The 23,725-nt window shown below is 64.2% G+C and carries 18 protein-coding genes; 12 read left to right on the forward strand and 6 right to left on the reverse strand.

The features are described 5' to 3' along the window. Window positions 1-24 precede the first annotated feature (24 nt). Window positions 25-534, reverse strand: coding sequence for a DUF1993 domain-containing protein (locus tag SR858_RS07380; RefSeq protein ID WP_019922105.1), 510 nt, complete (start codon window positions 532-534; stop codon window positions 25-27). A 198-nt stretch (window positions 535-732) separates the two neighbouring features. On the opposite strand from SR858_RS07380, the gene SR858_RS07385 reads away from it, so the two are divergent. Together SR858_RS07385 and SR858_RS07390 are read left to right on the forward strand one after the other, a co-directional pair. Beyond that, window positions 733-3,855 carry a bifunctional diguanylate cyclase/phosphodiesterase gene (locus SR858_RS07385; protein WP_026637332.1) on the forward strand — a complete coding sequence of 1,041 codons (3,123 nt, stop codon included), beginning with the start codon at window positions 733-735 and terminating at the stop codon, window positions 3,853-3,855. Further along, window positions 3,848-6,127 (forward strand): xanthine dehydrogenase family protein molybdopterin-binding subunit, encoded by a 2,280-nt coding sequence (locus tag SR858_RS07390; RefSeq protein ID WP_051120321.1) that lies wholly within the window; start codon window positions 3,848-3,850, stop codon window positions 6,125-6,127. Before SR858_RS07385 ends, SR858_RS07390 begins: the two co-directional genes overlap by 8 nt. On the opposite strand, the gene SR858_RS07395 is transcribed toward SR858_RS07390, so the two are convergent. After that, a complete protein-coding gene (locus tag SR858_RS07395) occupies window positions 6,124-6,552 on the reverse strand; it encodes a thioredoxin family protein (protein WP_019922108.1) in 429 nt (142 codons plus the stop codon). The two genes, SR858_RS07390 and SR858_RS07395, sit on opposite strands and share 4 nt — an antisense overlap. Before the next feature lie 89 nt (window positions 6,553-6,641). On the opposite strand from SR858_RS07395, the gene tsaB reads away from it, so the two are divergent. From tsaB to SR858_RS07415, 4 genes are all read left to right on the forward strand, one after another. Next, complete coding sequence (gene tsaB, locus SR858_RS07400) at window positions 6,642-7,385, forward strand: tRNA (adenosine(37)-N6)-threonylcarbamoyltransferase complex dimerization subunit type 1 TsaB (protein ID WP_019922109.1); 744 nt, start codon at window positions 6,642-6,644, stop codon at window positions 7,383-7,385. Further along, entirely contained in the window at window positions 7,382-7,852 is a 471-nt protein-coding gene (rimI, locus tag SR858_RS07405) for a ribosomal protein S18-alanine N-acetyltransferase (protein WP_019922110.1), read from the forward strand. The genes tsaB and rimI overlap by 4 nt, the downstream gene beginning before the upstream one ends. Continuing rightward, window positions 7,849-8,907, forward strand: a complete 1,059-nt coding sequence (locus SR858_RS07410; RefSeq protein ID WP_026637334.1) for a uracil-DNA glycosylase — start codon at window positions 7,849-7,851, stop codon at window positions 8,905-8,907. The genes rimI and SR858_RS07410 overlap by 4 nt, the downstream gene beginning before the upstream one ends. Window positions 8,908-9,031: 124 nt before the next feature. Further along, complete coding sequence (locus SR858_RS07415) at window positions 9,032-9,919, forward strand: DUF1853 family protein (protein WP_019922112.1); 888 nt, start codon at window positions 9,032-9,034, stop codon at window positions 9,917-9,919. On the opposite strand, the gene lplT is transcribed toward SR858_RS07415, so the two are convergent. After that, the gene (gene lplT, locus SR858_RS07420) at window positions 9,916-11,178 is read right to left on the reverse strand and encodes a lysophospholipid transporter LplT (RefSeq protein ID WP_019922113.1); all 1,263 of its coding nucleotides are present in this window, start codon (window positions 11,176-11,178) and stop codon (window positions 9,916-9,918) included. The two genes, SR858_RS07415 and lplT, sit on opposite strands and share 4 nt — an antisense overlap. A gap of 141 nt (window positions 11,179-11,319) precedes the next feature. Between lplT and alr the strand changes: the two genes are divergently transcribed. From alr to SR858_RS07440, 4 genes are all read left to right on the forward strand, one after another. After that, window positions 11,320-12,423 carry an alanine racemase gene (alr, locus tag SR858_RS07425; protein WP_019922114.1) on the forward strand — a complete coding sequence of 368 codons (1,104 nt, stop codon included), beginning with the start codon at window positions 11,320-11,322 and terminating at the stop codon, window positions 12,421-12,423. Window positions 12,424-12,425: 2 nt separating this feature from the next. After that, window positions 12,426-13,802, forward strand: a complete 1,377-nt coding sequence (gene radA / locus SR858_RS07430) for a DNA repair protein RadA (protein ID WP_019922115.1) — start codon at window positions 12,426-12,428, stop codon at window positions 13,800-13,802. A gap of 62 nt (window positions 13,803-13,864) precedes the next feature. Then, window positions 13,865-14,185, forward strand: a complete 321-nt coding sequence (locus SR858_RS07435; protein ID WP_040377810.1) for a PilZ domain-containing protein — start codon at window positions 13,865-13,867, stop codon at window positions 14,183-14,185. Between the two features lie 305 nt (window positions 14,186-14,490). After that, on the forward strand, window positions 14,491-15,882 hold the full coding sequence (locus SR858_RS07440; RefSeq protein ID WP_026637337.1) for a CoA transferase: 1,392 nt from the start codon (window positions 14,491-14,493) through the stop codon (window positions 15,880-15,882). 48 nt (window positions 15,883-15,930) lie between these two features. Here SR858_RS07440 and SR858_RS07445 read toward each other — a convergent pair whose 3' ends face one another. Continuing rightward, window positions 15,931-18,012 (reverse strand): TonB-dependent siderophore receptor, encoded by a 2,082-nt coding sequence (locus tag SR858_RS07445; protein ID WP_322534517.1) that lies wholly within the window; start codon window positions 18,010-18,012, stop codon window positions 15,931-15,933. A 369-nt stretch (window positions 18,013-18,381) separates the two neighbouring features. Between SR858_RS07445 and fliD the strand changes: the two genes are divergently transcribed. Continuing rightward, on the forward strand, window positions 18,382-19,785 hold the full coding sequence (fliD, locus tag SR858_RS07450; RefSeq protein WP_019922119.1) for a flagellar filament capping protein FliD: 1,404 nt from the start codon (window positions 18,382-18,384) through the stop codon (window positions 19,783-19,785). Window positions 19,786-19,862: 77 nt separating this feature from the next. Further along, entirely contained in the window at window positions 19,863-20,972 is a 1,110-nt protein-coding gene (locus SR858_RS07455) for a polyamine ABC transporter substrate-binding protein (protein WP_019922120.1), read from the forward strand. Window positions 20,973-20,997: 25 nt separating this feature from the next. Here the strand turns inward: SR858_RS07455 and sixA are convergent, their stop codons facing one another. Continuing rightward, window positions 20,998-21,462: a phosphohistidine phosphatase SixA gene (gene sixA, locus SR858_RS07460; RefSeq protein WP_019922121.1), complete on the reverse strand. Its 465-nt coding sequence runs from the start codon at window positions 21,460-21,462 to the stop codon at window positions 20,998-21,000. Window positions 21,463-21,529: 67 nt separating this feature from the next. Continuing rightward, window positions 21,530-23,623, reverse strand: a complete 2,094-nt coding sequence (ppk1, locus tag SR858_RS07465; protein ID WP_019922122.1) for a polyphosphate kinase 1 — start codon at window positions 23,621-23,623, stop codon at window positions 21,530-21,532. Window positions 23,624-23,725: the final 102 nt, after the last annotated feature.

The raw sequence follows: 23,725 nt of genomic DNA on the forward strand, positions 1-23,725 counted from the left end.
CCGGTATCGCCAGTATCGCCAGTATCAATAGGTACCGATGTAATCCTTCTTGCCCACCTCGACACCGTTATGGCGCAGGATGTCGTACGCGGTGGTGGCGTGGAAGTAGAAGTGCGGCAGCGCGTAGTGGAACAGGTACGTCTGGCCGGTGAAGTGCTTGGTCTTCTCGCCGCTGCCGGTCGTGATCGCACGCGTTTCGCTGCCTTCGATGGCGTCCTGCGGCACGCTGTCGATGTAGGCCAGGGTCTTTTCGATGCGCTGCTTGAGTTCCGCGAACGTTACTTCCTTGTCGTCGTACGATGGCACGTCCAGGCCGCCCAGGCGGGCGGCTGCGCCCTTGGCGAAATCGCAGGCGATCTGCACCTGGCGGGTGAACGGCAGCATGTCCGGGAACAGGCGGTATTGGAGCAGGGCGTTCGGGTCGATCTTCTTGTCGGCGATGTGCGCTTCGGCCTTGCCCAGGATGTTGTGCAGGCTGTTGAGGATCTGCTTGAATGCTGGAATCGAGGCGGAGTAGATCGAAAAAGTGGTCATTGGAGCTTTCCATATGTTGACAGGGAGCCGCGATATTAGCCTGTCGTCACGATTTTTGCTTGCATGGCCGTTTTTTGACGCCGGTTTGCGTGCATAATTCTGAAAGGTAATATTTTGCAACGCTCACCGTGACATTTCCGACGATGCCCAACCCTTTCCTCTTGCGCCATTCGATACCGCTACCTAGTCTGTCCGTGCATGGGTAAGGCCATCGAACGCTTGCGTGTCCGGCTCGGGGCTTTGCGTGGTTTGCCGCGTTCGTCGATCTATGGCGCGCTGCTGGCGGTCGTGTTCGGTGGCCTGGTGGTGCCGGCCGCCATCGGCAGCTACGTGCTGATCGGCGTGCACGAGAAGGAATCGGCGCGCATCGCCCTCAACGAGTCGCTGCAACGCAATGCCGACATCCTGGCGCTGGGCATGCAGGAGTCGCTGTGGAATATGAATGCCGAATCGGCCCATTCGCTGGTCGAATCGGTCATGCGCGACAAATCGGTGGTGCGGGTGGAAGTGGTGGGCCAGGCCGACACCCAGTTCATGCATGTCGATTCCCCGCGTAAGCCCACCAGCAATATCTACCGCGCCGAGCGCGAAATCACCGTGCGCGGCGAGCGCATCGGCCGCATCATGGTCGAGATGGACGACGCCCGCAGCCAGCAGGACTTGCGTGAAAAACAGTGGTCGTACGTGCTGGTGCTGGCCGCCCAATTGATGGTCTCGCTGGTGCTGATCGTGCTGTTCCTCAATGCCCGCCTGATCCGGCCGCTGCGCAAGCTCACCGGCTTTTCCGACCGCCTGGCGCGCGGCGACTTCGATACCCAGCTCACCGTGCGCGGCCGCGACGAGCTGGGCCGCCTGTCGCTGCAACTGGAACAGATGCGGGTGGCGATCAAGCACCTGTTCGAGGATATCGGCCAGCGCGAGGAGCGCTTCCGCACCATCGTCACCCAGGTGCCGGGCGCGGTGTTCCGCTACCGGCCCGACGGCCCGATCGAATTCGTCTCCGACGCCATCGAGGAAATTTCCGGCTATCCGGCCAGGCAGTTCATGCGCGGCACCACCGACAGCTGGACCAACCTGATCGCGCCCGACGACCGCAAGCGCCACCGCCGTACGGTGGCCGACGCGCTTGCCAGCGGCAAGCCCTACCAGATCGAGTACCGCATCATCGATGCCAGCGGCACCGAGCGCTGGCTGGCGGAAAACGGCCAGCCGCAAGCGGGCGACGACCACAACCCGCTGTGGGTGGACGGCATCATGGCCGACATCAGCGAGCGCAAACACAATGAGATGCGCATCGAGGCGCTGCTGGCCGAGCAAAGCGCCATCCTCGACAACGTGATGTTCGGCGTGATGTTCGTGCGTAACCGCCACATCGTTTCGGTCAACCGCCGCTGCGAGGAACTGTTCGGCTATGCGCCCGGCGATATGCTCGGTTCCTCGACCGCGATTCTGTTCCCGACGGCGTTCGATTTCGAGTCGGCCGGCGCGCGCCAGTATCCGTCTTTGTCCGAGGGCAACTACTTCAACGAAGAGCGCCATTACCTGCGCCAGGACGGCAGCTCGTTCTGGTGCATGGTGAGCGGCTATGCGCTCGACCACCGGCGTGCCAACGAGGGCAGCATCTGGGTGTACGCCGACATCACCGAGCGCAAGGAGGCCGAAGAAAAGCTGCGCCTGTCGGCCACCGTGATCGAACACATCGCCGACGGCGTGGTGGTGCTCGATGCACAAGGTACCATCGTTACCGTCAACCCGGCCTTCACCCAGATCACCGGCTACACGGCGGCCGAGGCGATCGGCCGCGACTACATGCTCACGCGCTCGGGCCGCCACGAACAAAGCTTCTACGACGAGTTGTGGCGCGAGCAGGTGGACACCGGCTTCTGGCAGGGGGAGTTGTGGAACCGCCGCAAGAACGGCGACGTTTACCTCGAATGGCTGACGGTCAGCGCGGTACGCGACAGCCGCGGCCGGGCCACGCACCACGTGGGCGTGTTCAGCGACATCACCCGCGCCAAGGAGTCGCAGGACAAGCTCGACCACCTGGCGCACCACGATCCGCTCACCGCGCTGCCCAACCGCCTGCTGTTCAACGACCGCCTGCAGCATGCCTTGCAGCGCGCCACCCGCGACGGCGAACAGCTGGCGCTGCTGTTCATCGACCTCGATCGTTTTAAAAACGTCAACGACACGCTGGGCCACCACATTGGCGACGAGCTGCTCAAGCAGGTTGCGCGCGCGCTGCTCGAGCGCCTGCGCGATGGCGATACGCTGGCGCGCCTGGGCGGCGACGAGTTCATCGTCCTGCTGGAAAACGTGGGCAGCCATTACGGCCCGGCGCACGTGGCCGAAAAGCTGGTGCAGATGTTCGACCAGCCGTTCCAGGTGGCGGGCCACGAATTGTTCGTCACGTGCAGCGTGGGCATCAGCCTGTTCCCCGACGACGCCAGCGACCTCAATATGCTGATCCGCAATGCCGACGTGGCCATGTACCAGGCCAAGGCGCGCGGACGCAACGGCTACAGCTTCTATATGCCGTCGATGACGGGCGAGGGCGTGGAGCGCCTGCGCCTGGAAACCTACCTGCGCCGCTCGATCGAAAAGAACGAGATCTTCCTGACCTACCAGCCGCAGGTGGAAATCGACACCGGCCGCCTGATCGGCGTGGAAGCGCTGGTGCGCTGGAACCACCCGGAGCTGGGACTGGTGCCGCCGGTGCGTTTCATCCCGCTGGCGGAGGACACGGGCTTCATCAACCAGCTCGGCGAATGGGTGCTGCACGAAGCATGCCGGCAGATGAACCGCTGGCAGGAAGCTGGCCTGCATGTTCCCAAGATGGCGGTCAACCTGTCGGCGCGCCAGTTCGAGCGCGGCGGCATCGTCAACCTGGTGGCCGACATCCTGGCCGATACCGGGCTGGCGCCGCAGCGCCTGCAACTGGAAGTGACGGAATCGGTGATCATGAACACCGGCGACGCCATGGTGTTCATCAACGACCTGCACGCGATCGGCGTGGCGCTGGCGATCGACGATTTCGGCACCGGCTATTCGTCGCTGGCATACCTGAAGCAGTTGCCGGTGCAAACGCTCAAGATCGACCGCTCGTTCATCAAGGATATCTCCACCGACGCCAACGACGAGGCGATCGCGATTGCCATCATCCAGCTTGGCAAGAGCATGAACCTGTCGGTGATCGCCGAAGGCGTGGAGACCAAGGAGCAGGCGACCTTCCTGCTGCGCCACGGCTGCCGCCTGGCGCAGGGCTATCTCTACGGCAAGCCGCTGAGTCCGGCAGATTTGCTGGCGCGCTGGCATGTCTAACCTTTCCCGACGACGTTTCCTGTTCGGCGCGGTGTCCGCCGGCGCCGCCGCAGGAGCACTGGTGGTGGGCTGGGGTGTGCTGCCCGCGCGCCAGCGCCTGCATGCGTCAAATCCGCTGCCGCTGACCGACGGCGCCGTGGCGCTCAACGGCTGGGTGGCGGTCGCGCCCGATGGCAGCGTCACCATCGCCATGCCGCGCTGCGAGATGGGGCAAGGTGTACACACCGCCCTGCCGATGCTGGTGGCCGAAGAGATGGACGTGCCGCTGGCCTCGGTGCGGCTGGTGCAGGCGCCGCTGGACGCCATTTTCGGCAACATTGCCATGCTGCAGGACGGCCTGCCGTTCCACCCCGATGACGATGGCGCGCTCCAGGCCGGCACGCGCTGGATCGTGGGCAAGGTGGCGCGCGAGCTGGGCATCGTGATTACCGGCGGCTCGTCGAGCGTCAAGGATGCATGGCTGCCGATGCGCGAAGCCGGCGCCGCCGCGCGCGCCATGCTGGTGACGGCTGCCGCCAGCCAGTGGCGCGCGCAGGTGGCCGATTGCCGCACCGGGAACGGATACGTGCTGCACGCGGACGGGCGCAAGCTGGCCTACGGCGCGCTGGCCGCTGCCGCCGCCACATCGCAGCCAGGCGCGGTGCGCCTCAAGTCACCGCAGGATTTCACGCTGATCGGCCGCGCGCAGCCGCGCCGCGACACGCCGTCGAAAGTCGATGGCAGCGCAGTATTCGGCATCGACGTGCGCCTGCCCGGCATGGCGTACGCAGCGGTGCGGATGGCGCCCGTGATCGGCGGCGTGGTGGCCTCGGTCGATTCGTCGGCCGCGTTGCAGATGCCGGGTGTACTGCGGGTGGTCGATTTTTCCGGCGCCATCGCGCACCTGGCTGGCGCCGGCGCCGGGGTGGCCGTGGTGGCGCGCAGCTGGTGGCAGGCCAAACAGGCCGCGCTGGCGCTGGTGATCACCTGGCGCGACGGCGCTCATGCCGGGCTGTCGAGCGAGGCGGTGTTTGCCGGCTTTGCCGCCAGCCTGGACCGGGAAGCGGGCTACGCCTACCACCAGGCCGGCGATATGGATATCGTCGAGGGCAAGGGTAGCAACGTGGCCAGGACCATCGGCGCCGAGTACCGCGCGCCGTACCTCGCGCATGTGGCCATGGAGCCCATCAACTGCACCGCGCAGGTGAATGATGGCAAGGTGCACCTGTGGGCGCCCACGCAGGCGCCCGGTTTCGCGGTGAAGGCGGCGGCGCAGGCGGCCGGCGTCTCGCCTGAGGCGGTGACGCTGGAGGTGACCTTGCTGGGCGGCGGCTTCGGCCGCCGGCTGGACGTGGACATGGTGGCGCAGGCGGTGGCGATTGCCCGCATGATGGATGGCGTGCCGGTGCAAACCATCTGGTCGCGCGAGGACGATACCGGCCACGACGTCTATCGCCCGGCAGCGCTGGCGCGCTTTTCCGCCACGCTCGACGGCGTGGGCCACGTGCTCGGGTTCGACTGCAAATCGGCCAGCGGGTCGGTGTCGCACCAGTTCTTCAAGCGCAACCTCGGGCTGCCGGCGGCGGGGCCGGACAAGACCACGGCCGAAGGCGCGTTCGACATGCCTTATGAACTGCCCAACCAGCGCATCCGCCACGTGATCGTGGACAGCGCCGTGCCGCTCGGTTACTGGCGCTCGGTGGGCCATTCGCACAACGCGTTTTTCAAGGAGAGCTTCATCGACGAACTGGCGCACGCCGCCGGCCGCGACGAGGTGGCGTTCCGCCGCGCGCTGCTGGCGCGTCATCCGCGCCACCTGGCGGTGCTCGATGCGGCCGTAGCGCGCGCCGGCATCGCGCCCGAAGGCCGCGCGCACGGCGTGGCGCTGCACCAGTCGTTCGGCACCATCGTGGCGCAGGTGGCGCAGGTATCGGTGGAGGGCTCGGAGATCCGGGTGCACCGCGTGGTGTGCGCGATCGATTGCGGCCTGGCGGTCAATCCCAACATCATCGCCCAGCAGGCGGAATCGGGCGTGGTGTTCGGCCTGTCGGCGGCGCTGTTCGGCGCGGTGACCATCAAGGACGGCAAGGTGGAACAGTCGAACTTCCACGACTACCCGGTGGTGCGGCTGAACCAGGCGCCGGTGGTGGACACGATCATCATGGCCAGTGCCGCGCACCCGGAAGGAATGGGCGAGCCGGCCGTGCCGCCGGTGGCGCCAGCCGTGGCCAACGCCGTGTTCAAGTTGACGGGCAAGCGCTTGCGCAGCTTGCCGTTGACGCTGTCAATTTAGCCGAGGGCGTTGCGCAGCAGCGCGCGCAGATTGCATTCGCGCTGCCAGCGCGCGCGCTCCTCGCTGTTGAGGACCATTTCCGTCATCTCAGCGTCGGAGATGTCGGTTTGCGCCTGCACCAGCCGGTGCGCCAGCGCCGGATCGGGCAGCATGGTGCCGAAGAAGGCCACCAGCTCGTGGTGCTGGATCAGCAGGGTGGGGAAGTTTTCCACGTCGAGGTCGCCAACGACGTCGGCATGGTCTTCGATGTCGATCCACAGGAACAGTTTATCGGGGTGGCGCGCGGCCACGCTCTCGAAACTGGCCTGATAACTGTCGCAGGTGCCGCACCAGGCGGCGCATAGGCAGGCAATGATCCAGCGGTCGCCGGCCAGCGCGGCGGCCACTTGCTCACGGTTATCGGAATTGAGGGCAATACTGTACATGGTGTTGGCGGCGTTCTCGGCGGTCCAAACCGTTATTTTACATCCCGACGCAGGGTCGCGCCGGCCGCCGTGCCGGGTTAAAATGCGGGATGCCTACAATTTCCGCTCATCCCGTCATTATTGCCGTCGAAACCTCGTCCGAGGCCGCCTCGGTTGCCCTGTTGCGTGGCGACACCGTGACCAGCCGTGCGTCCTCGGGCGTGCGCACCCATTCCCAGTCGGTCTTGCCGATGATCCAGGAGCTGCTGGCCGAAGCCGGCATCACCCTCAAGGACTGCAACGCGGTTGCCTTCGGTTCCGGCCCCGGCTCGTTTACCGGCGTGCGCACCGCCTGCGGCGTGGCCCAGGGCCTGGCCTTTGGCGCCAACCTGCCGGTCGTGCCGGTCGTCACGCTCGACGCCATGGCCCTGGCCTGCCACCAGCGCCAGGGCGCCACCGACGTGCTGGCCGTACTTGATGCCCGCATGGGCGAGGTGTACTGGGCGCAATATCGTTTCGATGGCGGTGCCGTGCTGGCCGAGCCGCAGGTGGTGCAGCCGGCCGTGCTGTCGGCGCCGGGCGCGGTGCAGGCCCAGGGGGCGCCCGTCTTGTGCGGCAATGGCTTGTCGGCGTATGCCGACGTGTTTGCCGCTATGGCCGATGGCTCCCTTGCGGAGGTTGCCGAAATCATGCCGCATGCCGAGCAGATCGCCCAACTGGCCAGCCTGGCGCTGGCCGCCGGCCGCACGGTGACGGCGGCCGAAGCGCAACCGCTGTACCTGCGTAACAAGGTTGCCTATACCCAGGCCGAGCGGCGCGACATCAATGCTGCCAAAGCGGCGGGTGGCGCATGAAGCAGGCGTGGGACCTGGCGCGGCTGGTGTATGAACCGATGCAGCGCACCGACCTGGAAGAGGTGCTGGCGCTCGAGCAAAGCGTCTATCCGCACCCGTGGAGCATGGCCAATTTTGCCGATTCGCTCGCCAGCGGCTACCACGCCTGGGTGTTGCGCGACCACGGCGGCGTGCTGCTCGGCTATTTCCTGTTGATGCCGATGGTCGATGAAGCGCACCTGCTCAACGTGGCAGTGGCGGCCGACCGGCAGGGGCAGGGCCTCGGCCACCTGCTGCTGAACCAGTCGGTGGCCTGCGCGCGTGGACTCGGCATGGAATCGGTGCTGCTGGAGGTGCGGCCGTCCAATATGCGCGCGCTGGCGATTTATGAGCGCTACGGATTCAAACAGATCGGTCGCCGCAAGGGTTACTACCCGGCAGCGAACCAGTTACGCGAGGATGCCATCGTGATGCGGTTCGAGTTATGAGCGTCTCTCCCCGCAATGCAGTGTTTCTGCAAGAAATGGGCGTTGGCGCGCTGTGGACGTTGCGCCATGCCGGGACGGCGTTGGCGCCGGGCGATGGTGCCGACGCGGCTGCTGCCGGTGTAGCGGATCAGCATCAGGGCATGGACGTGCCTGTGGCTGCAATGCCCGGTGCGCCCACCGCGCCAGCCCGACCGCCGTTACCTGCTGCGACGGCCGCCGCGCCAGCACCAGCCGTGGCAGATGCCGCCGCTGCCGCACCTTCGCCTGCGCACGAGGCAAGCCCGGCACATGGGCACACGCCGGCACAAGTGCCGGCGTCTGCGCACGCATCGGGGCCAGCCCCGGTTTCGGCCCCGCTGCCAGCACGGCATCCGGCCACGTCGCCCGTGGTCGCTTCTGACGACGAATCGACCGCCTGGTTCGACGATGTGCCGGCCGCCACGCCGCCACCGCCGCGCCCGCGTCCAACGCAACCGGCGCAACCGGTCACCGACGAGGCCATCGCCGCCATGGACTGGCCTGCCTTGCAATCGGCCGTCTCGAACTGCACCCGCTGCCCGCTCGCCGCCACGCGCCGCCACGCCGTCAATGGCCGTGGTCCCGAACAGGCGGCGTGGCTGGCGATCGCCACCGGGCCCTCGGCACTCGATGAAACCGAGATCCGTCCGCTGGCGGGCGACGCCGGCCAGCTGCTGGACAATATGTTCAAGGCCATCGCGCTCAAGCCCGAGGCCGATGTGTATATCACCCACCTGGTCAAATGCCGGCCGGCCACGGACGACGGCGCCCAGCGCAACCCGACCGCCGACGAGCTGACCGCCTGCCGGCCATACCTCGACCGCGAACTGGCGCTGACCGGCGCCACCATGGCGATGACCTTCGGCCAGTTCGCCGCCAAGGGCCTGATGATGGGCCCGGCCGCACGCGGCAAGGTGATGCGCTATGGCGACCTGCCGGTGGTGGCCACCTACCACCCGGACGACCTGCTGGCACGCCCCGAAGACAAGGCCAAAGCCTGGGGCGACCTGTGCCTGGCCAGGACCGCGCGTGACTGAGGACCGCGCCAGCGCAACCGCCAGCCCAGCCATAACGGCTGGAGGTCGCGCCAGCGCTTCCACCAGTTCGGATTCTTATCAGGCTGGATTCGCCCAACGCTGGAGCAACCTGCATCATCCCCGGGTGCGGGCGCTGGCATGGTTGCTCGATGCCCCCGACCTGCTGGACCCCGCCGCACCGCACTGGCAGGGCCGGATCGCCACGCTGGGCCCGGTAACGGCAGGTGATGCCGACTGGCTGGCCGCGCTCGATCTCGATCCGGCGCCGCTCGACGCCGCGCTCGGTGAGCGTCACTATTCCCGCCTGGGCCTGTACGCGGAAAAGCTGCTGGCCTTCTATTTCGCCAGCCGGCAAACCCTGGTGGCGCACGGCCTGCAAGTGCGCGCCAGCCGCAACGATACCGTGGGCGAGTTCGACTTCCTGCTGCGCGACGGCGCCGCGCTGGTGCACCTGGAATTCGCCACCAAGTTTTATCTGTTGGACGCGGCCACCGCCGGCGCCGACTTCAACGGCCTGATCGGCCCCAACCTGGCCGATACCCTGGGCGCCAAGATGCGCAAGATTTTTGACAAGCAATTGGCGCTGGCCCAGCACCCGGCCGCCCAGCCGCTGCTGCCGCAAGCGGTGGACCGGGCGCAGGCGCTGGTCAAGGGCTGGCTGTTCTATCCGCACGATCAATCACCGGGCGTGACGCCTGGCATTTCACGCGAGCACTGCCAGGGCTTCTGGATGCCGTTGGCGCAAGTGGTTGACTTGCCGGGCGAGCAGTTTTGCATCATGCCGCGCCTGCAATGGTTGGCGCCGTTGAAGGTGCCGACTGGCGCTGGCATGGACCGCGAGGCATTGCAGGCAGAACTGGACTGCCAGATGGCGCAGGTATCCGCCCCGGTCATGGTGGCGGTGCTGCGGCAGGAAGGGGAGTGGCTGCTGGAGCAGCGGCGCGGCTTCATCGTGCCCGACGACTGGCGCGACCGCGCCGCGCAAAACCGCCGCGACGGCAAACTGCCTTAGTGCTTCGCTTCTCCAATTAAGGAGACCGAATCAAACTCGCGCTGATTCGCCTTGTGACGGCGAAGAATCATCAACATCGTCCCCGCCAGGAACATCCCGAAGATCATGATGATCACATTCAGGTTCATATGGCCGCGCAGCATCAGCGAGTAGGCTGCCAGCATGGTCAGGATCGACAGGTTTTCATTGAAATTCTGTACCGCGATCGAGTGACCTGCGCTCATCAGGACGTGGCCGCGGTGTTGCAACAGCGCGTTCATCGGCACCAGGAAGAAGCCGCCCAGCAAGCCGACCAGCACCAGCAGCGGATACGCCAGCGCCACCGATTTCACCAGCGTCATGCCCATCACGATCACGCCCATGGCAATCCCGACCGGGATCACCGTCAGCGAGCGGCGCAGCGTGATGCTGCGCGCCGACAGGATCGCACCGACCGCCACGCCGATCGCCACCACGCCCACCAGGCTGGTGGCTTGCTCATAGGACAGCTTGAGCGTGCGGTTGGCCCATTCGAGGACGATGAATTGCAGGGTCTGCGCGGCGCCCCAGAACAGGGTGGTCACGGCCAGCGAAATCTGGCCCAGCTTGTCTTTCCACAGCAGGCCGCAGCAGGTCGCGAATTCGCTGATCAGCTTGATCGGATTGCGTTGCTGGTGGCCATACACGCAGCCGGTGTCCGGGATGCGGGTGTTGAAGATGGCGGCCAGCGCATAAATCACCACCACCACGCACAGCGCGGCTTCGGTCGGGGTTTCGATGCCGGTGTCGATGAATGGCAGGTCGAAGCCGAGCAGCACCGACGACAGCCGGTCGCCAACCAGCGCGCCGCCGAGCACGGTGCCGAAGATGATGGACATCACCGTCAGGCCCTCGACCCAGCCATTGGCAGCAACGAGCTTTTCAGCCGGCAACAGTTCAGTCAGGATGCCGTACTTGGCGGGCGAATACACGGCCGCGCCGAAGCCGACGACGGCATAGGCCACCAGCGGATGAACGTGGGCAAACATCAGCATGCAACCGCCAACCTTGATCAGGTTGGAGACGAACATGACTTTGCCTTTTGGCATCGAATCGGCAAACGCGCCGACAAATGCTGCCAACAGGACGTAAAACAGGGTGAAGGAAAGCTTCAGCAGCGGCGTGATCCAGCCGGGCGAATTCATGTTGATCAACAGGTCAATCGCGACGAAGAGCAATGCGTTGTCAGCCAGCGAAGAAAAGAACTGCGCCGACATGATGGTATAAAAACCACGATTCATTCTGGACTGCCTGAAAGCTTATATTGGCTTGCTTTATACCACGCTTTGTTCGTAACCCCAAGAATTGAGCGGTGCGCCGGCGGGCGCAATTGGTACGCAGTTGGTAGAATACCGCCTTCACAGATAGCGCAGAGAACCCCCATGCCCAGGCCGATACTTGCCACCATCCACATCGCATCCATGCAGCATAATCTGGCGGTTGTCCGGGCCTGCGCGCCCGGCGCCAAGGCCTGGGGCGTGCTCAAAGCCAATGGCTATGGCCACGGACTGGAACGCGCCATGCGTGGCTTCGCCGATGCCGACGGCTTGGCGCTGGTCGAACTCGACAACGCCATCCGCCTGCGTGAGCTGGGCTGGAAGAAGCCGATCCTGTTATTGGAGGGTTTCTTCGGTTTCGAGGACTTGCATACCATGGCCGGTTACAGCCTGCAGTCGGCCGTCCATTGCAACGAGCAACTGGCCTGGCTGGAAGCGGCCGACGCCGACCTTGGCGAGCGCGGCATCAAGTTCGACCTGCACCTCAAAATGAATACCGGCATGAACCGGCTCGGCTTCAAGCCCGAGGCATTTGCTGCAGCCCATGCGCGCCTGGTCGCCCTCGCTTGCGTGGGTAATATCACCCTGATGACCCACTTTGCCAATGCCGACGACGCCGAGCATCCGCTGCTGCCGATCGCCGAGCAGATCCGCCGCTTCGAGGCCGGCGCGGCCGGCTTGCCCGGCATGCGCAGCCTGTCCAATTCGGCCGGCGTGCTGCGCCAGGGCGAACTGGAAGACCTGTTGCGCAACGACTGGGTGCGCCCCGGCATCATGCTGTACGGTGGCACCCCGGGCGGCAAGTCGGCAGCCGACTACGGCCTGCGGCCCGCCATGACGTTAACCAGCGAAATCATCGGCGTGCAGGACATCGCCGCTGGCGACGCGGTCGGCTACGGCAGCCGCTTCACGGCCGATGGCGCTATGCGGGTGGGCGTGGTCGCTTGCGGCTATGCCGACGGCTACCCGCGCCACGCGCCGCTCGACACGCCGGTGCTCGTCGATGGCGTACGCACGCGCCTGGTTGGGCGGGTGTCGATGGACATGCTGACGGTGGACCTCACGCACATTCCCGCTGCCACGGTTGGCAGCAAGGTGGTGCTGTGGGGCGACGGCTTGCCGATCGACGAGGTGGCCACTGCTGCCGGCACCATCGGCTATGAGCTGATGTGTGCGCTGGCGCCGCGCGTGGCCGTGGTAGAGGGATAACCGTGGCCAAGGCAAAAACCAATTTTGTGTGCACCGAGTGCGGCAACATCGCCACCAAGTGGACCGGCCAGTGCTCGGCTTGCCAGCAGTGGAATACCATGGTGGAGAGCGTGGTCGAGCAGGGCGGCAACAACCGCTATTCGCAGCCACAACACCTGGCGCTGGCGCAAACGGCGCCGGTGCTGTCGCTGGCCGATATCGACGCCATCGACGTGCCGCGTTTCGGCACCGGCATCGAGGAATTCGACCGCGTGCTCGGCGGCGGCCTGGTCAGCGGCGGCGTGGTGCTGATCGGCGGCGACCCCGGCATCGGCAAATCGACCTTGCTGTTGCAGGCGCTGGCCAATGTGTCGCACATGAAGCGGGTGTTATATGTAAGCGGCGAAGAATCGGGTGCGCAAATCGCGCTGCGCGCCAAGCGCCTGATGATCGACGCCCGCGATCTGAAATTGCAGGCCGAGATACAGCTGGAAAAAATCCTCGGCACGCTGGCCGACCTCAAGCCCGAAGTGGCCGTGATCGACTCGATCCAGACCGTGTATTCGGATGCGCTCAGTTCGGCGCCGGGTTCGGTGGCGCAAGTGCGCGAATGCGCGGCGCAGCTCACCCGTGCAGCAAAGCAGACCGGCGTGACCATCATCCTGGTCGGCCACGTCACCAAGGAAGGTGCGCTGGCCGGTCCGCGCGTGCTCGAGCACATCGTCGATACGGTTTTGTATTTCGAGGGCGACAACCATTCGAGCTTCCGCCTGGTGCGGGCCATTAAGAACCGCTTTGGCGCCGTCAACGAGCTCGGTGTATTTGCCATGACGGAAAAGGGCCTGAAGGGCGTCTCCAATCCGTCGGCCTTGTTCTTGTCGCAACATGATAACCAGGTGCCCGGTTCGTGCGTGATGGTCACGCAGGAAGGCACGCGCCCGCTGCTGGTGGAAATCCAGGCGCTGGTCGATGCCAGCCACTTGCCCAACGCGCGCCGGCTGTCGGTGGGCCTGGAGCAAAACCGTCTGGCCATGCTGCTGGCGGTGCTGCACCGCCATGCCGGCATTGCCGCGTTCGACCAGGACGTGTTCATCAACGCCGTGGGCGGAGTAAAAATCACCGAGCCGGCGGCCGACCTTGCCGTGCTGCTGGCGATCAATTCATCGATGCGCAACAAGCCGCTGCCGCGCGGCTTCGTGGTGTTTGGCGAAGTGGGGCTGGCCGGTGAAATCCGCCCCGCGCCGCGTGGCCAGGAGCGCTTGCGCGAAGCGGCCAAGCTCGGTTTTTCGATCGCCATGATCCCGAGCGCCAACGCGCCCAAGCAACCGATCGAAGGAATGACGATCATTGCGGTAGATCGTATCGACGATGCTTTCAATAAGCTGCGCGAAATCCAATAAAGCTGTATTGTTACGTGTTTCTAAGAGCAATAGTGCTCTTTACGTAATAAAGGACAGGGAAATTGTTAGTCGATCAACGATCCGCCGCACGCAAGATCGTGCGCGCCAAGGCAGTGGTGGTAATGGATGGCCTGCCGCCGCAGCAAGGGCGGACCATCGATATCAGCGGCATCGGTGTATCGCTCACCTTCGACCATAAGCTGGCGGTCGGCCACATGGGACAGGTCACCTTCGAACTGTTCATGGACGGCAAGGGCCAGCTGGTCAGCACCCGCTGCAAGGTCAACTACTGCATCTTCAGCGGCGACCAGTTCAAGATCGGTTTCACCTTCGTCAACCCGGACCTCGGGACCATGGCGACCGTCAACAAGTTCCTGCGCTGAGAATGTAAATCTTGCTACGGCGGAGGCGGTTTGATTGAGACGATCTGACCTTTGCTGATCTGGTAAGGCTTGGCGAACCACGCCATATCGTCATCATCTATTTGTATGGTGAGCGTTCCCATTGCATACTCCCTGGAAGTGCCAAATCGACTTCAGTGTATAGCATTTGTACGGCGTTGCTGCCGTCGTTTCGTGCAGGATATCGTGCAGCGTATCCTGCCGATACCGCCAAGGTTTTTATTGAAGATTGACTGCACCCACGCAGCAGCCTAAGCTCGGCACACGATCAATCTTCCGGGGCTTGCATGGCTGACGACTCTCATCCTCAATCGCATCATTTGCTGGCCGCCATCTGGGCGGCGCTGGAACTGCCGGCGCCGGCAAGCGGCGCCGTCACGTTTACCGGCCACGGCAACTTGTCATCGTACTACGCGGTCACCGATCTCGCTGCCGCCTCGATCGGGGCGGCGGCGCTGGCGGTGCGCGAGCTGGCCACGCTGCAGGGCGGGGCGCAGGCGCCGGTGTGCGTGGACCGTCGTCTTGCTTCGCTATGGTTCGGCTGGTCGCTGGCGCCGGTCGGCTGGGAGCGACCGGCCTTGTGGGATGCGGTGGCCGGCGACTATGCGTGCCAGGACGGCTGGATACGGCTGCACACCAATGCGCCGCACCACCGCGACGCTGCGCTCGATGTGCTCGGTTGCGGGCCGGACCGGCAGGCCGTGGAACGGGCGGTCGCCAGGTGGCCAGGGGCGGCGCTGGAGGCGGCAGTCGTCGCCAACGGCGGTTGCGCCGCGCAGATGCGCTCGGCCGACGACTGGCGCGTCCATCCGCAAGGACTGGCAGTTGCCGCCGAGCCGCTGATCGCGTTTGACAGCCAGCCCTGCAACGCGCAGGCTGGCTTGACCGGCACGGCGGCGCGGCCGTTGGCGGGCCTCAAGGTGCTGGATTTGACGCGGGTGCTGGCCGGCCCCATCGCCACGCGCTTCCTGGCCGGTTACGGCGCCGACGTGCTGCGCATCGATGCGCCGGACTGGAACGAACCGGGCGTGATTCCTGAAGTCACGCCCGGCAAGCGCTGCGCCCGGCTGGACTTGCATCATGCGCCCGATCGCGCCGAGTTCGAGCTGTTGCTGGCCGGGGCGGACGTGCTGGTCCATGGTTACCGCCCCGAAGCACTGGCACGGCTGGGCTACGGCGAGGCACATCGCCGGCAAGTCAATCCCGGCCTGGTCGATGTCAGCCTCGACGCCTATGGCTGGAGCGGCCCGTGGGCCGGCCGGCGCGGTTTCGATAGCCTGCTGCAGATGAGTTGCGGCATCGCCGAGCACGGCATGCAGGCCAGCGGCGCCGGCAAACCGGTACCGCTGCCGGTGCAGGCGCTCGATCACGCGACCGGTTACCTGATGGCCGCCGCCGTGGTGCGCGGCCTGATCGTCAAGGCGACGCAGCAGCGGTCAACCCGGGCGCGGCTGTCGCTGGCGCGCACGGCGGCGTTGTTGATGACCGCGCCCGGCGATATCAGCGCCCAGCCGCTGGCGCCGGTTGCAGCCGACGATTACGCACCGGAACTCGAGCATACCGACTGGGGCCCGGCCCGGCGGTTGCGCCCGCCGGCGGTGATCGACGGCATGGCGATGGCGTGGCAGCGTGGCGCCAGCGACCTCGGGTCGGCGCCGGCACGGTGGCGCGCGCCATAAAAAAAAGCCGGCGCTCCAGGCGCCGGCTGCAGTTAGTGCATCAGGACATCAGAAACGGTATTTGAGCGCAGCCGTCACGCGGCGTGGCGCACCATACGTGATCTGGTTGTACGCGGCAAACATGGCCAGGTGTTTCTTGTCGGTCAAGTTGTCCACGTTCAGCTGCGCCGACCAGTTCTTGTTGATCTCGTAGCGCGCCATCAGGTTGACCATCGCGAACGAGTCTTGCAGGATCTGGTTGTTGGTGGTGTTGCCGGCAGGCGCGGCCGGGTCGGTGGTGTAGGTTTTGCCTTCCCAGTTGATGCCGCCGCCCACGGTGACGCCGGCCAGCGGGCCGGACAGGTCGTAGGTGGTGAACACGCGGAACAGGTCGCGCGGATAGATGCTGTTGAACGGCAGGCCGTCGGCATCCTTGGCGCTGTAGTGGGTGTAGCTGGCGCTGGCGTTCCAGCCGCGCGCCACTTCGCCCGTTACTTCCAGGTCGAAGCCCTCGCTGGTGGCGCCGTCGGCAGCGCGATAGTACGCTTCCGGCAGCGTGCTGCCCGGACGCACCACATTGCCGGCCGCCTGGGCCAGCTTGTCCTGCGAAATCTTGAACAATGCGAACGACGCGTTCACGCGGCCGTCGAGGAATTCGCCCTTGATGCCGATTTCCTTGTTTTTGCCTTCGATCGGATCGAGGTAGTTGCCGGCAAGGTCCTTGTAGTTCTGCGGCTGGAAGATTTCGGTGTAGCTGCCGTACGCCGAGAAGGTGCTGTTGATGTCGTACACCAGGCCGGCATATGGCGTGACTTCGTTGTCATGCTTGATGTTGTAGGCAGTGGTGTACAGGCCGGTGCCCGATTTCTCGTACTTGGTGACGCGTGCGCCGACGATCAGCTTGAGCGGATCGGCCAGCGAGAAGCGGCCCACGCCGTAGAGGCCGTCCTGGGTGGTTTCACTGCGCTCGTAGAACGTCTCGGGACCCCAGGTCGGTGTAGGGTAGGCGGCCGGATTCCAGTTGTTGAAGTTGCCGACCGACGAGTCGGCAGTGCCGAAGTCGGCAGCGCGGCTGTTGGAGTTGAACTTTTGCTTCGAGTGGGTGTAACCGAAGGCGGCGTCATGCTTGCGGCCGCCCAGGTTGAACGAGCCGTTCAGTTGAATGCCGGCGTCCTGCTGCTTGGTCTCGGTGACGTAGGCGCCGGAGAAGGCGAACATGCCCAGGCCGGTCACGCGGTCCGGCGTGCCCGACAGGTACAGCAAGGCGGAGTCCGATTTACGCACGCTGTCGGTGTAGGATGCGCGCAGTTTCCAGCCGTTGTCGAACGTGTGTTCGAGGTTGGCAAAGGCGTTGTTATACGAGGTTTCCCACTTGGTCCAGTTGGCGGTGGACGTTTTGGATACATCCCAGTTGGTTTGCGTGCCATCGCTGTACCAGAATGGCAGGCCGCCCCACATCGGGCCGTTCGGATCGGTGGTCTGGCGGCTGAAGCCGACCGATACCAGCGTGGAAGGCGTGAGGTCGGCTTCGACGGTAGCATAAATGGTGTTGTCGTCGGTCTTGAGCGAGTTGACGTAGCTGTCGGCCTTGTGGATTTCGCCCACCACGCGGGCGCGCACATTGCCCGACTTGGTGAGCGGGGTGGAAACGTCGACCAGGCCACGGCGGTCGCTCCAGCTGCCGACCGACACGTCGGCCGACCCGGTGAGCACCTTGCTGGTGGCGCGCTTGCGCACCAGGTTGATCGAGGCGGACGGGTTGCCGGCGCCGGTCATCAGGCCGGTGGAGCCGCGCACGACTTCCACGCGGTCATAAGTTGCCAGGCTGGACAGGGTCTCGCCGCCGCTCCATTGTTGTTGCCAGGTGGTGGGCACGCCATCGATTTGCAGGTTGTCGATGTCGAAACCGCGCGAGGTGAAACCACCGCGGTGGGTTTCGTACTGGTTGACCGAGACGCCGGCCACGTTGTTGATGACATCGGTGACGTTTTGCAGGAACTGGTCCTGGATGCGCTGTTGGGTGATCACGGTCACCGATTGCGGCGTATCGCGCAGCGACATGTCCAGCGGCGTTGCCGAGCGGGTACGACCGACATTGTAAGTGCCGGTGGTGTCATCGGTTTTTTGAGCCGACACTTCAACTTGTTGCAATACAGCATCCTGTCCGGCGGTCTGTGCCTGGACCAGTAACGGCATGGCAAGCGCGACAGCGACCGCGAGACGATTGAGGGTAAGACCCGTGCGGGCGTGTGCTTGCTGATTCATGTTTGCTGTAGTCCTGTTGGTAGAATAAAAATGAAAACTTTTAGGCGAAAACAATAATGATAACGATTCGCATTCTAAAGTCAACGGCAAGCCGTTAATTGTGCAATGAAAGTCAATGATGCAGAAGGAAGAGGTTCGTTTTCCACGGCACCGACGGATAGAAGCGAAATTGGCCGCCTGTTCATTGCTTTGAAATAGAGTTTCTGTAGCATACTATTGGTATATATAACTGCCGAAAACAGCCGAGACCCCGCTATGGCCATCAATCCGCTCACCAGCTCTGCCACCAACACTGCCAGCACCACCTCATCGATCAGCGCCGACGTGTACAAGCGCGTCGAGCAGACTATGATGTCGCAGAACAATGGCGCGACCAGGCTCAACGCCGCGCTGGCCAGCAGCCAGACCAAGCTCTCCGGCCTGGGCCAGTTGCAAAGTGCGCTGGGCAGTTTCCAGTCGATCGCTGCGGCATTGACCGGCAGCGGCCTGTCCACTTCGGCCGCCAGTTCCGATAAAACCGTCCTCACCGCCACGTCGACCGGCGGCGCCAAGGCCGGTACGTATGCGATCAACATCCAGCAGCTGGCGCAGGGCCAGTTCCTCACCAGCGGCGAATTCAGCTCCGCCACCGCCAAGGTCGGCACCGGCGCGCCCACCACCGTCAAGATCGACTTCGGCACGGCCGGCGACAAGGGCTTTACGACCAACGGCACCGCCACCAGCAAGACCATTTCCATCGACAGCACCAACAACACCGTTGAAGGCATCGCTGCCGCCTTCAAGGCCGCGGGCGTGGACGTCACGGTGGCCAAGGGCGACGATGGCAAGGTGTCGCTGTCGATCGCCGGCCAGAACGGCGAGGCCAACAGCATGCGCATCAGCGTCAGTGGCGACGGCGCGCTGAAAAACCTGCTCGGCTACGATCCCGACGAAAAAGGTAAGCAGGGCTTCAAGCAGACCACGGCCGCCCGGGACGCCATCCTCACGGTCGATGGCAAGGAGATCAAGAGCGCCAGCAACACGCTGGACAAGAACAAGGGCATAGACGGCGCCGCGCTTACGCTCACTGGCAAGGGCAAGGCCGACATCACCATCAGCCAGGATGCCAGCAAGATCGGCGACAACCTCAAGACCTTCGTGGCCGCCTACAACGACCTCAACAGCAAGCTGAAAACCCTGGCGGGCGGCGCCCTCAAGGGCGACACCGCGCTGGGCCAGGTCACCATGCAGATGGACCTGCTGCTCAAAACGGGGGGCGGCAACGTGTCCTCGTCGGCGCTGGCGGCGGCCGGCATCAGCCAGGACAAGGACGGCAACCTGGTGATCGACGACAAGAAAATGCAGGCAGCCATCACTGCCGACTCGTCGCAGGTCGCCAAGCTGTTTACCAACGACGGCAAGGGCCTGGCCGACCTGATGGGCGCGAAAGCGACCTCGTTTACCGACAAGAACAGCGTGATCAGCCGCGAAACCACCCAGGTCAACCGCGAGCTCGACGCCACCAACACCAAGCGTGCCGCGCTGACCAAGGCACTCACCGCCCAGGCCACCGCGCTGGCGGCGCTGTACTCGGCGCAGTCGCAGACCGGCACCGGCGGCGGCATGTTCGGCACCGGCAGCACCGGGTCCACCGGCACCTTGTTCGATTTGCTCGGCTAATCCAAACGAACCGCTTGCACGTAACGGCCCGATGCCGGATCATCACGGCTTGTGTATGAATCCCACTCGGAGGTGTTATGGCAGGAAAGTTCGTTGGCGTGCTGGCGGTGGCCGCAGTGGCCGGATCGATGGTGACTGGTCTGGCTCAGGCGCAAGAGGAAAAAGTCCTCAACATCTATAACTGGTCCGACTACATCGCGGAAGACACGGTCAAGAATTTCGAGAAAGAGACCGGCATCAAGGTGCGCTATGATGTGTTCGACAACAACGAAATCCTGAACTCCAAGCTCGTGGCCGGCAAGTCGGGCTACGACATCGTGGTGCCCACCGCCCAGTGGGCGCGCCTGCAAATCGAAGGCAAGCTGCTGCGCAAGCTCGACAAATCGAAGCTGCCCAACCTGAAAAACCTCGATCCGGCGATCCAGGCCAAGCTGGCCAGCATCGACCCGAACAACGAATACCTGGTGGACTGGCTGTGGGGTTACACCACGGTCGGCATCAACGTCAATAAGGTGAAAGCCGCGCTCGGCGGCATGCCGATGCCGGCCAATGCCTGGGACCTGGTGTTCGATCCCAAGTATGCATCCAAGGTGAAATCGTGCGGCGTGTCGTTCCTCGATTCGCCGTCCGAAGTATTGCCGGCCGCGCTGATGTATCTCGGCAAACCGGCGTACTCGAAAAACGCTGCCGACTATGCGGAAGCTGGCAAGCTGCTGCAAACCATCCGTCCCAACGTCACCCTGTTCAGTTCGTCCGGCTATATCAACGACATGGCCAATGGCGCCGTGTGCGTGGCGCTGGGCTGGTCGGGCGACATCAATATCGCCCGCCAACGCGCGCTCGACGCCAAGAACGGCAATGTGATCGAGGTGCTGGTACCGAAAACCCCGGCCGCGCTGGTATTCGACACCATGGCCATTCCCGCCGACGCCCCGCACCCGAACAACGCCCACCTGTGGATCAACTACATCATGCGCCCGGAAGTGCATGCCAGCCTGACCAACAAGGTGTTCTACGCCAACCCGAACACGGCCAGCATGAAGTTCGTGCGCAAGGATATCGCCGGCAACAAGACCGTGTTCCTGTCCGATGCGGACAAGCAGCGCATGGCCGCGCCGGAGTCGGTGCCGGCCGATATCCGCCGCGTGATTACCCGCACTTACACCAAGTTCAAGACGGGCCGCTAAGCCCGTTCCCCGAACGCGGGCCTGGTTATTTGACCAGGTCCGCGCTCATCACCGCCTTCAGATACACGCTGCCCGGGTCACCCGGCTCGCGCTGGGCAAACCACCAGGCGCTGGCCTTGCGGATATCCCAGTCCAGGTCTTCGCCCGTCAGCAGCAGCGCTGCCACCATGCCCAGGGTCGGCTGATGGCCTACCACCAGCACCGAATCCTTGTTACCGGGCCAGTTGACCGCTTTCAGGATGTCGGCCGGGTCGGCGCCCGGCGCCAGGTCGTTGTGCAGCTTGAACTTGCGGCCCAGCGCTTCCACCGTTTGCAGGGTGCGTACGGCCGGGCTGGCCAGGATGCGGCAACTGTCGGGCAGTTGCGAATCGAGCCACTGGCCCATGCGGCGCGCCTGCTTGACACCCTTGCCGGTCAGCGCGCGTTCCAGGTCGGACATGCCGGGCGCCGCGTCTTCGGCCTCCGCGTGCCGCCACAAAATGAGATCCATATGTTTCTCCTCGATACAAGTTGGTGAAATCAGATCCCTGTGAAGCACCTCCCGGCGCTCCAGATGATTACTCGATCATTGCGCCGGGCATGCCCAGCGTCTCCATCAAATGCTGCTGGGCGGAGAAGCCGCCCTGCTTGCCGCGTGCCTTGCGGCGCTGGTAGTGGCCGTCCGGTTCCAGTTCCCAGGCGTTGCGGTTGTCCTTGAGGTAGGGGTTCAACCCTTCCGACATCACGCGCCGCTTGAGTGCCTTGTCCAGGATCGGGAAGGCGACCTCGATGCGGCGGAACAGGTTGCGGCTCATCCAGTCCGCGCTCGAGAGCATGACGTCGTGCGCCAGGTCGTTGCGGAAATAATAGATGCGGCTATGTTCGAGGAAGCGGCCGATGATCGAGCGCACCTTGATATTTTCCGACAGCCCCGGCACGCCCGGCTTCAGGGTGCAGGCGCCGCGCACGATCAGGTCGATCTTGACACCGTCCTTGGACGCCGCGTACAGCGCGCGGATCACCGATTCGTCCACCAGCGCGTTCATCTTAACAATAATCCGGCCCGGACGTCCGCTGCGCGCGATGCGCGCCTCGTTGCGGATCGCCTTGATGATTTCGTTCTGCAAGGCGAACGGCGCCAGCCACAAGTGGGTGAGCCGGTGCGGCTTGGTCAGGCTGGTGAGGTGAATAAATACCTCGTTGACCTCCTGGCTGATGCCCGGGTGGCAGGTCAGCAAACCGAAGTCGGTGTAGAACTTGGTGGTGGTCGGGTGGTAGTTGCCGGTACCCAGGTGGGCGTAATACTTCAGCTTGCCTTCCTCGCGGCGGATCACCAGCGCCACCTTGGCGTGGGTTTTCAGGCCCACCACGCCGTACACGACCTGGGCGCCGGCTTGCTCGAGCTTGTCGGCCCAGTTGATATTGGCTTCTTCGTCGAAGCGCGCCTTCAGTTCCACGATCACGGTCACTTCCTTGCCCGCGCGGGCGGCCGTGATCAGCGCTTCCATCAGGTCGGAATTCATGCCGGTGCGGTATATCGTCTGCTTGATCGCCACCACGGCGGAATCGTGGGCCGCGCTGCGAATGAAGTCGATGACAGTCTGGAACGACTGGAACGGGTGGTGCAGCAGGATGTCGTGCGCACGCAGGGCGGCAAAGATGTCGGCGCTGCCCGGCTTTTGCGCGCTGCCGGGGAAGAACGGCGCGAAGCGCAGCGACGGATCTTCCACGTGGTCCATGATCTCGGTGAGCCGCACCAGGTTGACCGGGCCGTTCACCGCGTACAGCCGGCTTTGCTGCAGGCCGAACTGGTCGAGCAGGAACTGCGACAGCTCGGGCGGGCAGTTGATCGCCACTTCGAGGCGCACCGAGGTGCCGAACTGGCGGCCCTGCAACTCGCCCTTGAGCGCCTGGCGCAGGTTTTTGACCTCGTCTTCATCGACCCACAAGTCGCTGTCGCGGGTGACGCGGAACTGCGAATAGGCAATTACTTCGCGCCCGGCAAACAGGTCCGAGATATGCGCGTGGATCACGGACGACAGCAGGCAGAACGACACGCCGCCACGGTTGGAGAGCCCGTCGGGCAGGCGGATCACGCGCGGCAGCACGCGCGGCGCTTTTAATATGGCAATCGCCGTGCCGCGGCCGAAAGCGTCCTTGCCTGACAGCGAGACGATGAAGTTCAGGCTTTTATTGACCACCTGCGGGAACGGGTGGGCCGGATCGAGCCCGATCGGCGTGAGCAGCGGCCGCACTTCGGTGTCGAAATAGTCCTTGACCCAGGCGCGCTCGGCCTCGGTGCGTTCGTTGTGGCGCACCAGGTGCACGCCGCTGGCGGCCAGCTCGGGAAGTACTTCCTGGTTGAGAATATTGTATTGGTGGGTGACCAGCGCGTGGCATTCGTTGCTGATGCGGGAGAGGGTGGCAAGCAGGGCGGGGTGGGTGGCCAGCACGCCATCGGTGCCGGCGGCGGCCAGCAGGCTGGCGACGCGTACTTCAAAGAATTCATCGAGGTTGCTGCTGGCAATACATAAATAACGCAACCGCTCGAGTAACGGGATGCTCTTGTCTTCGGCTTGCGCCAGCACCCGGCGATTGAACATCAGTTGCGACAGCTCGCGGTCGAGGAACGCGGAATTCTTGCCGACTTCGGCATGCACATCAGGCTTCATGTCTCTTGGGTCACTTTGCAGATAAGGTAATTCTAGCCTGTAATTCAACAGAAGAATGATGCAACAGTGTAAAGACCAATTATGACAAGTTTGTGACACACG

It is taken from the genome of Duganella zoogloeoides (assembly GCF_034479515.1).
Lineage (GTDB): Bacteria > Pseudomonadota > Gammaproteobacteria > Burkholderiales > Burkholderiaceae_D > Rugamonas > Rugamonas zoogloeoides.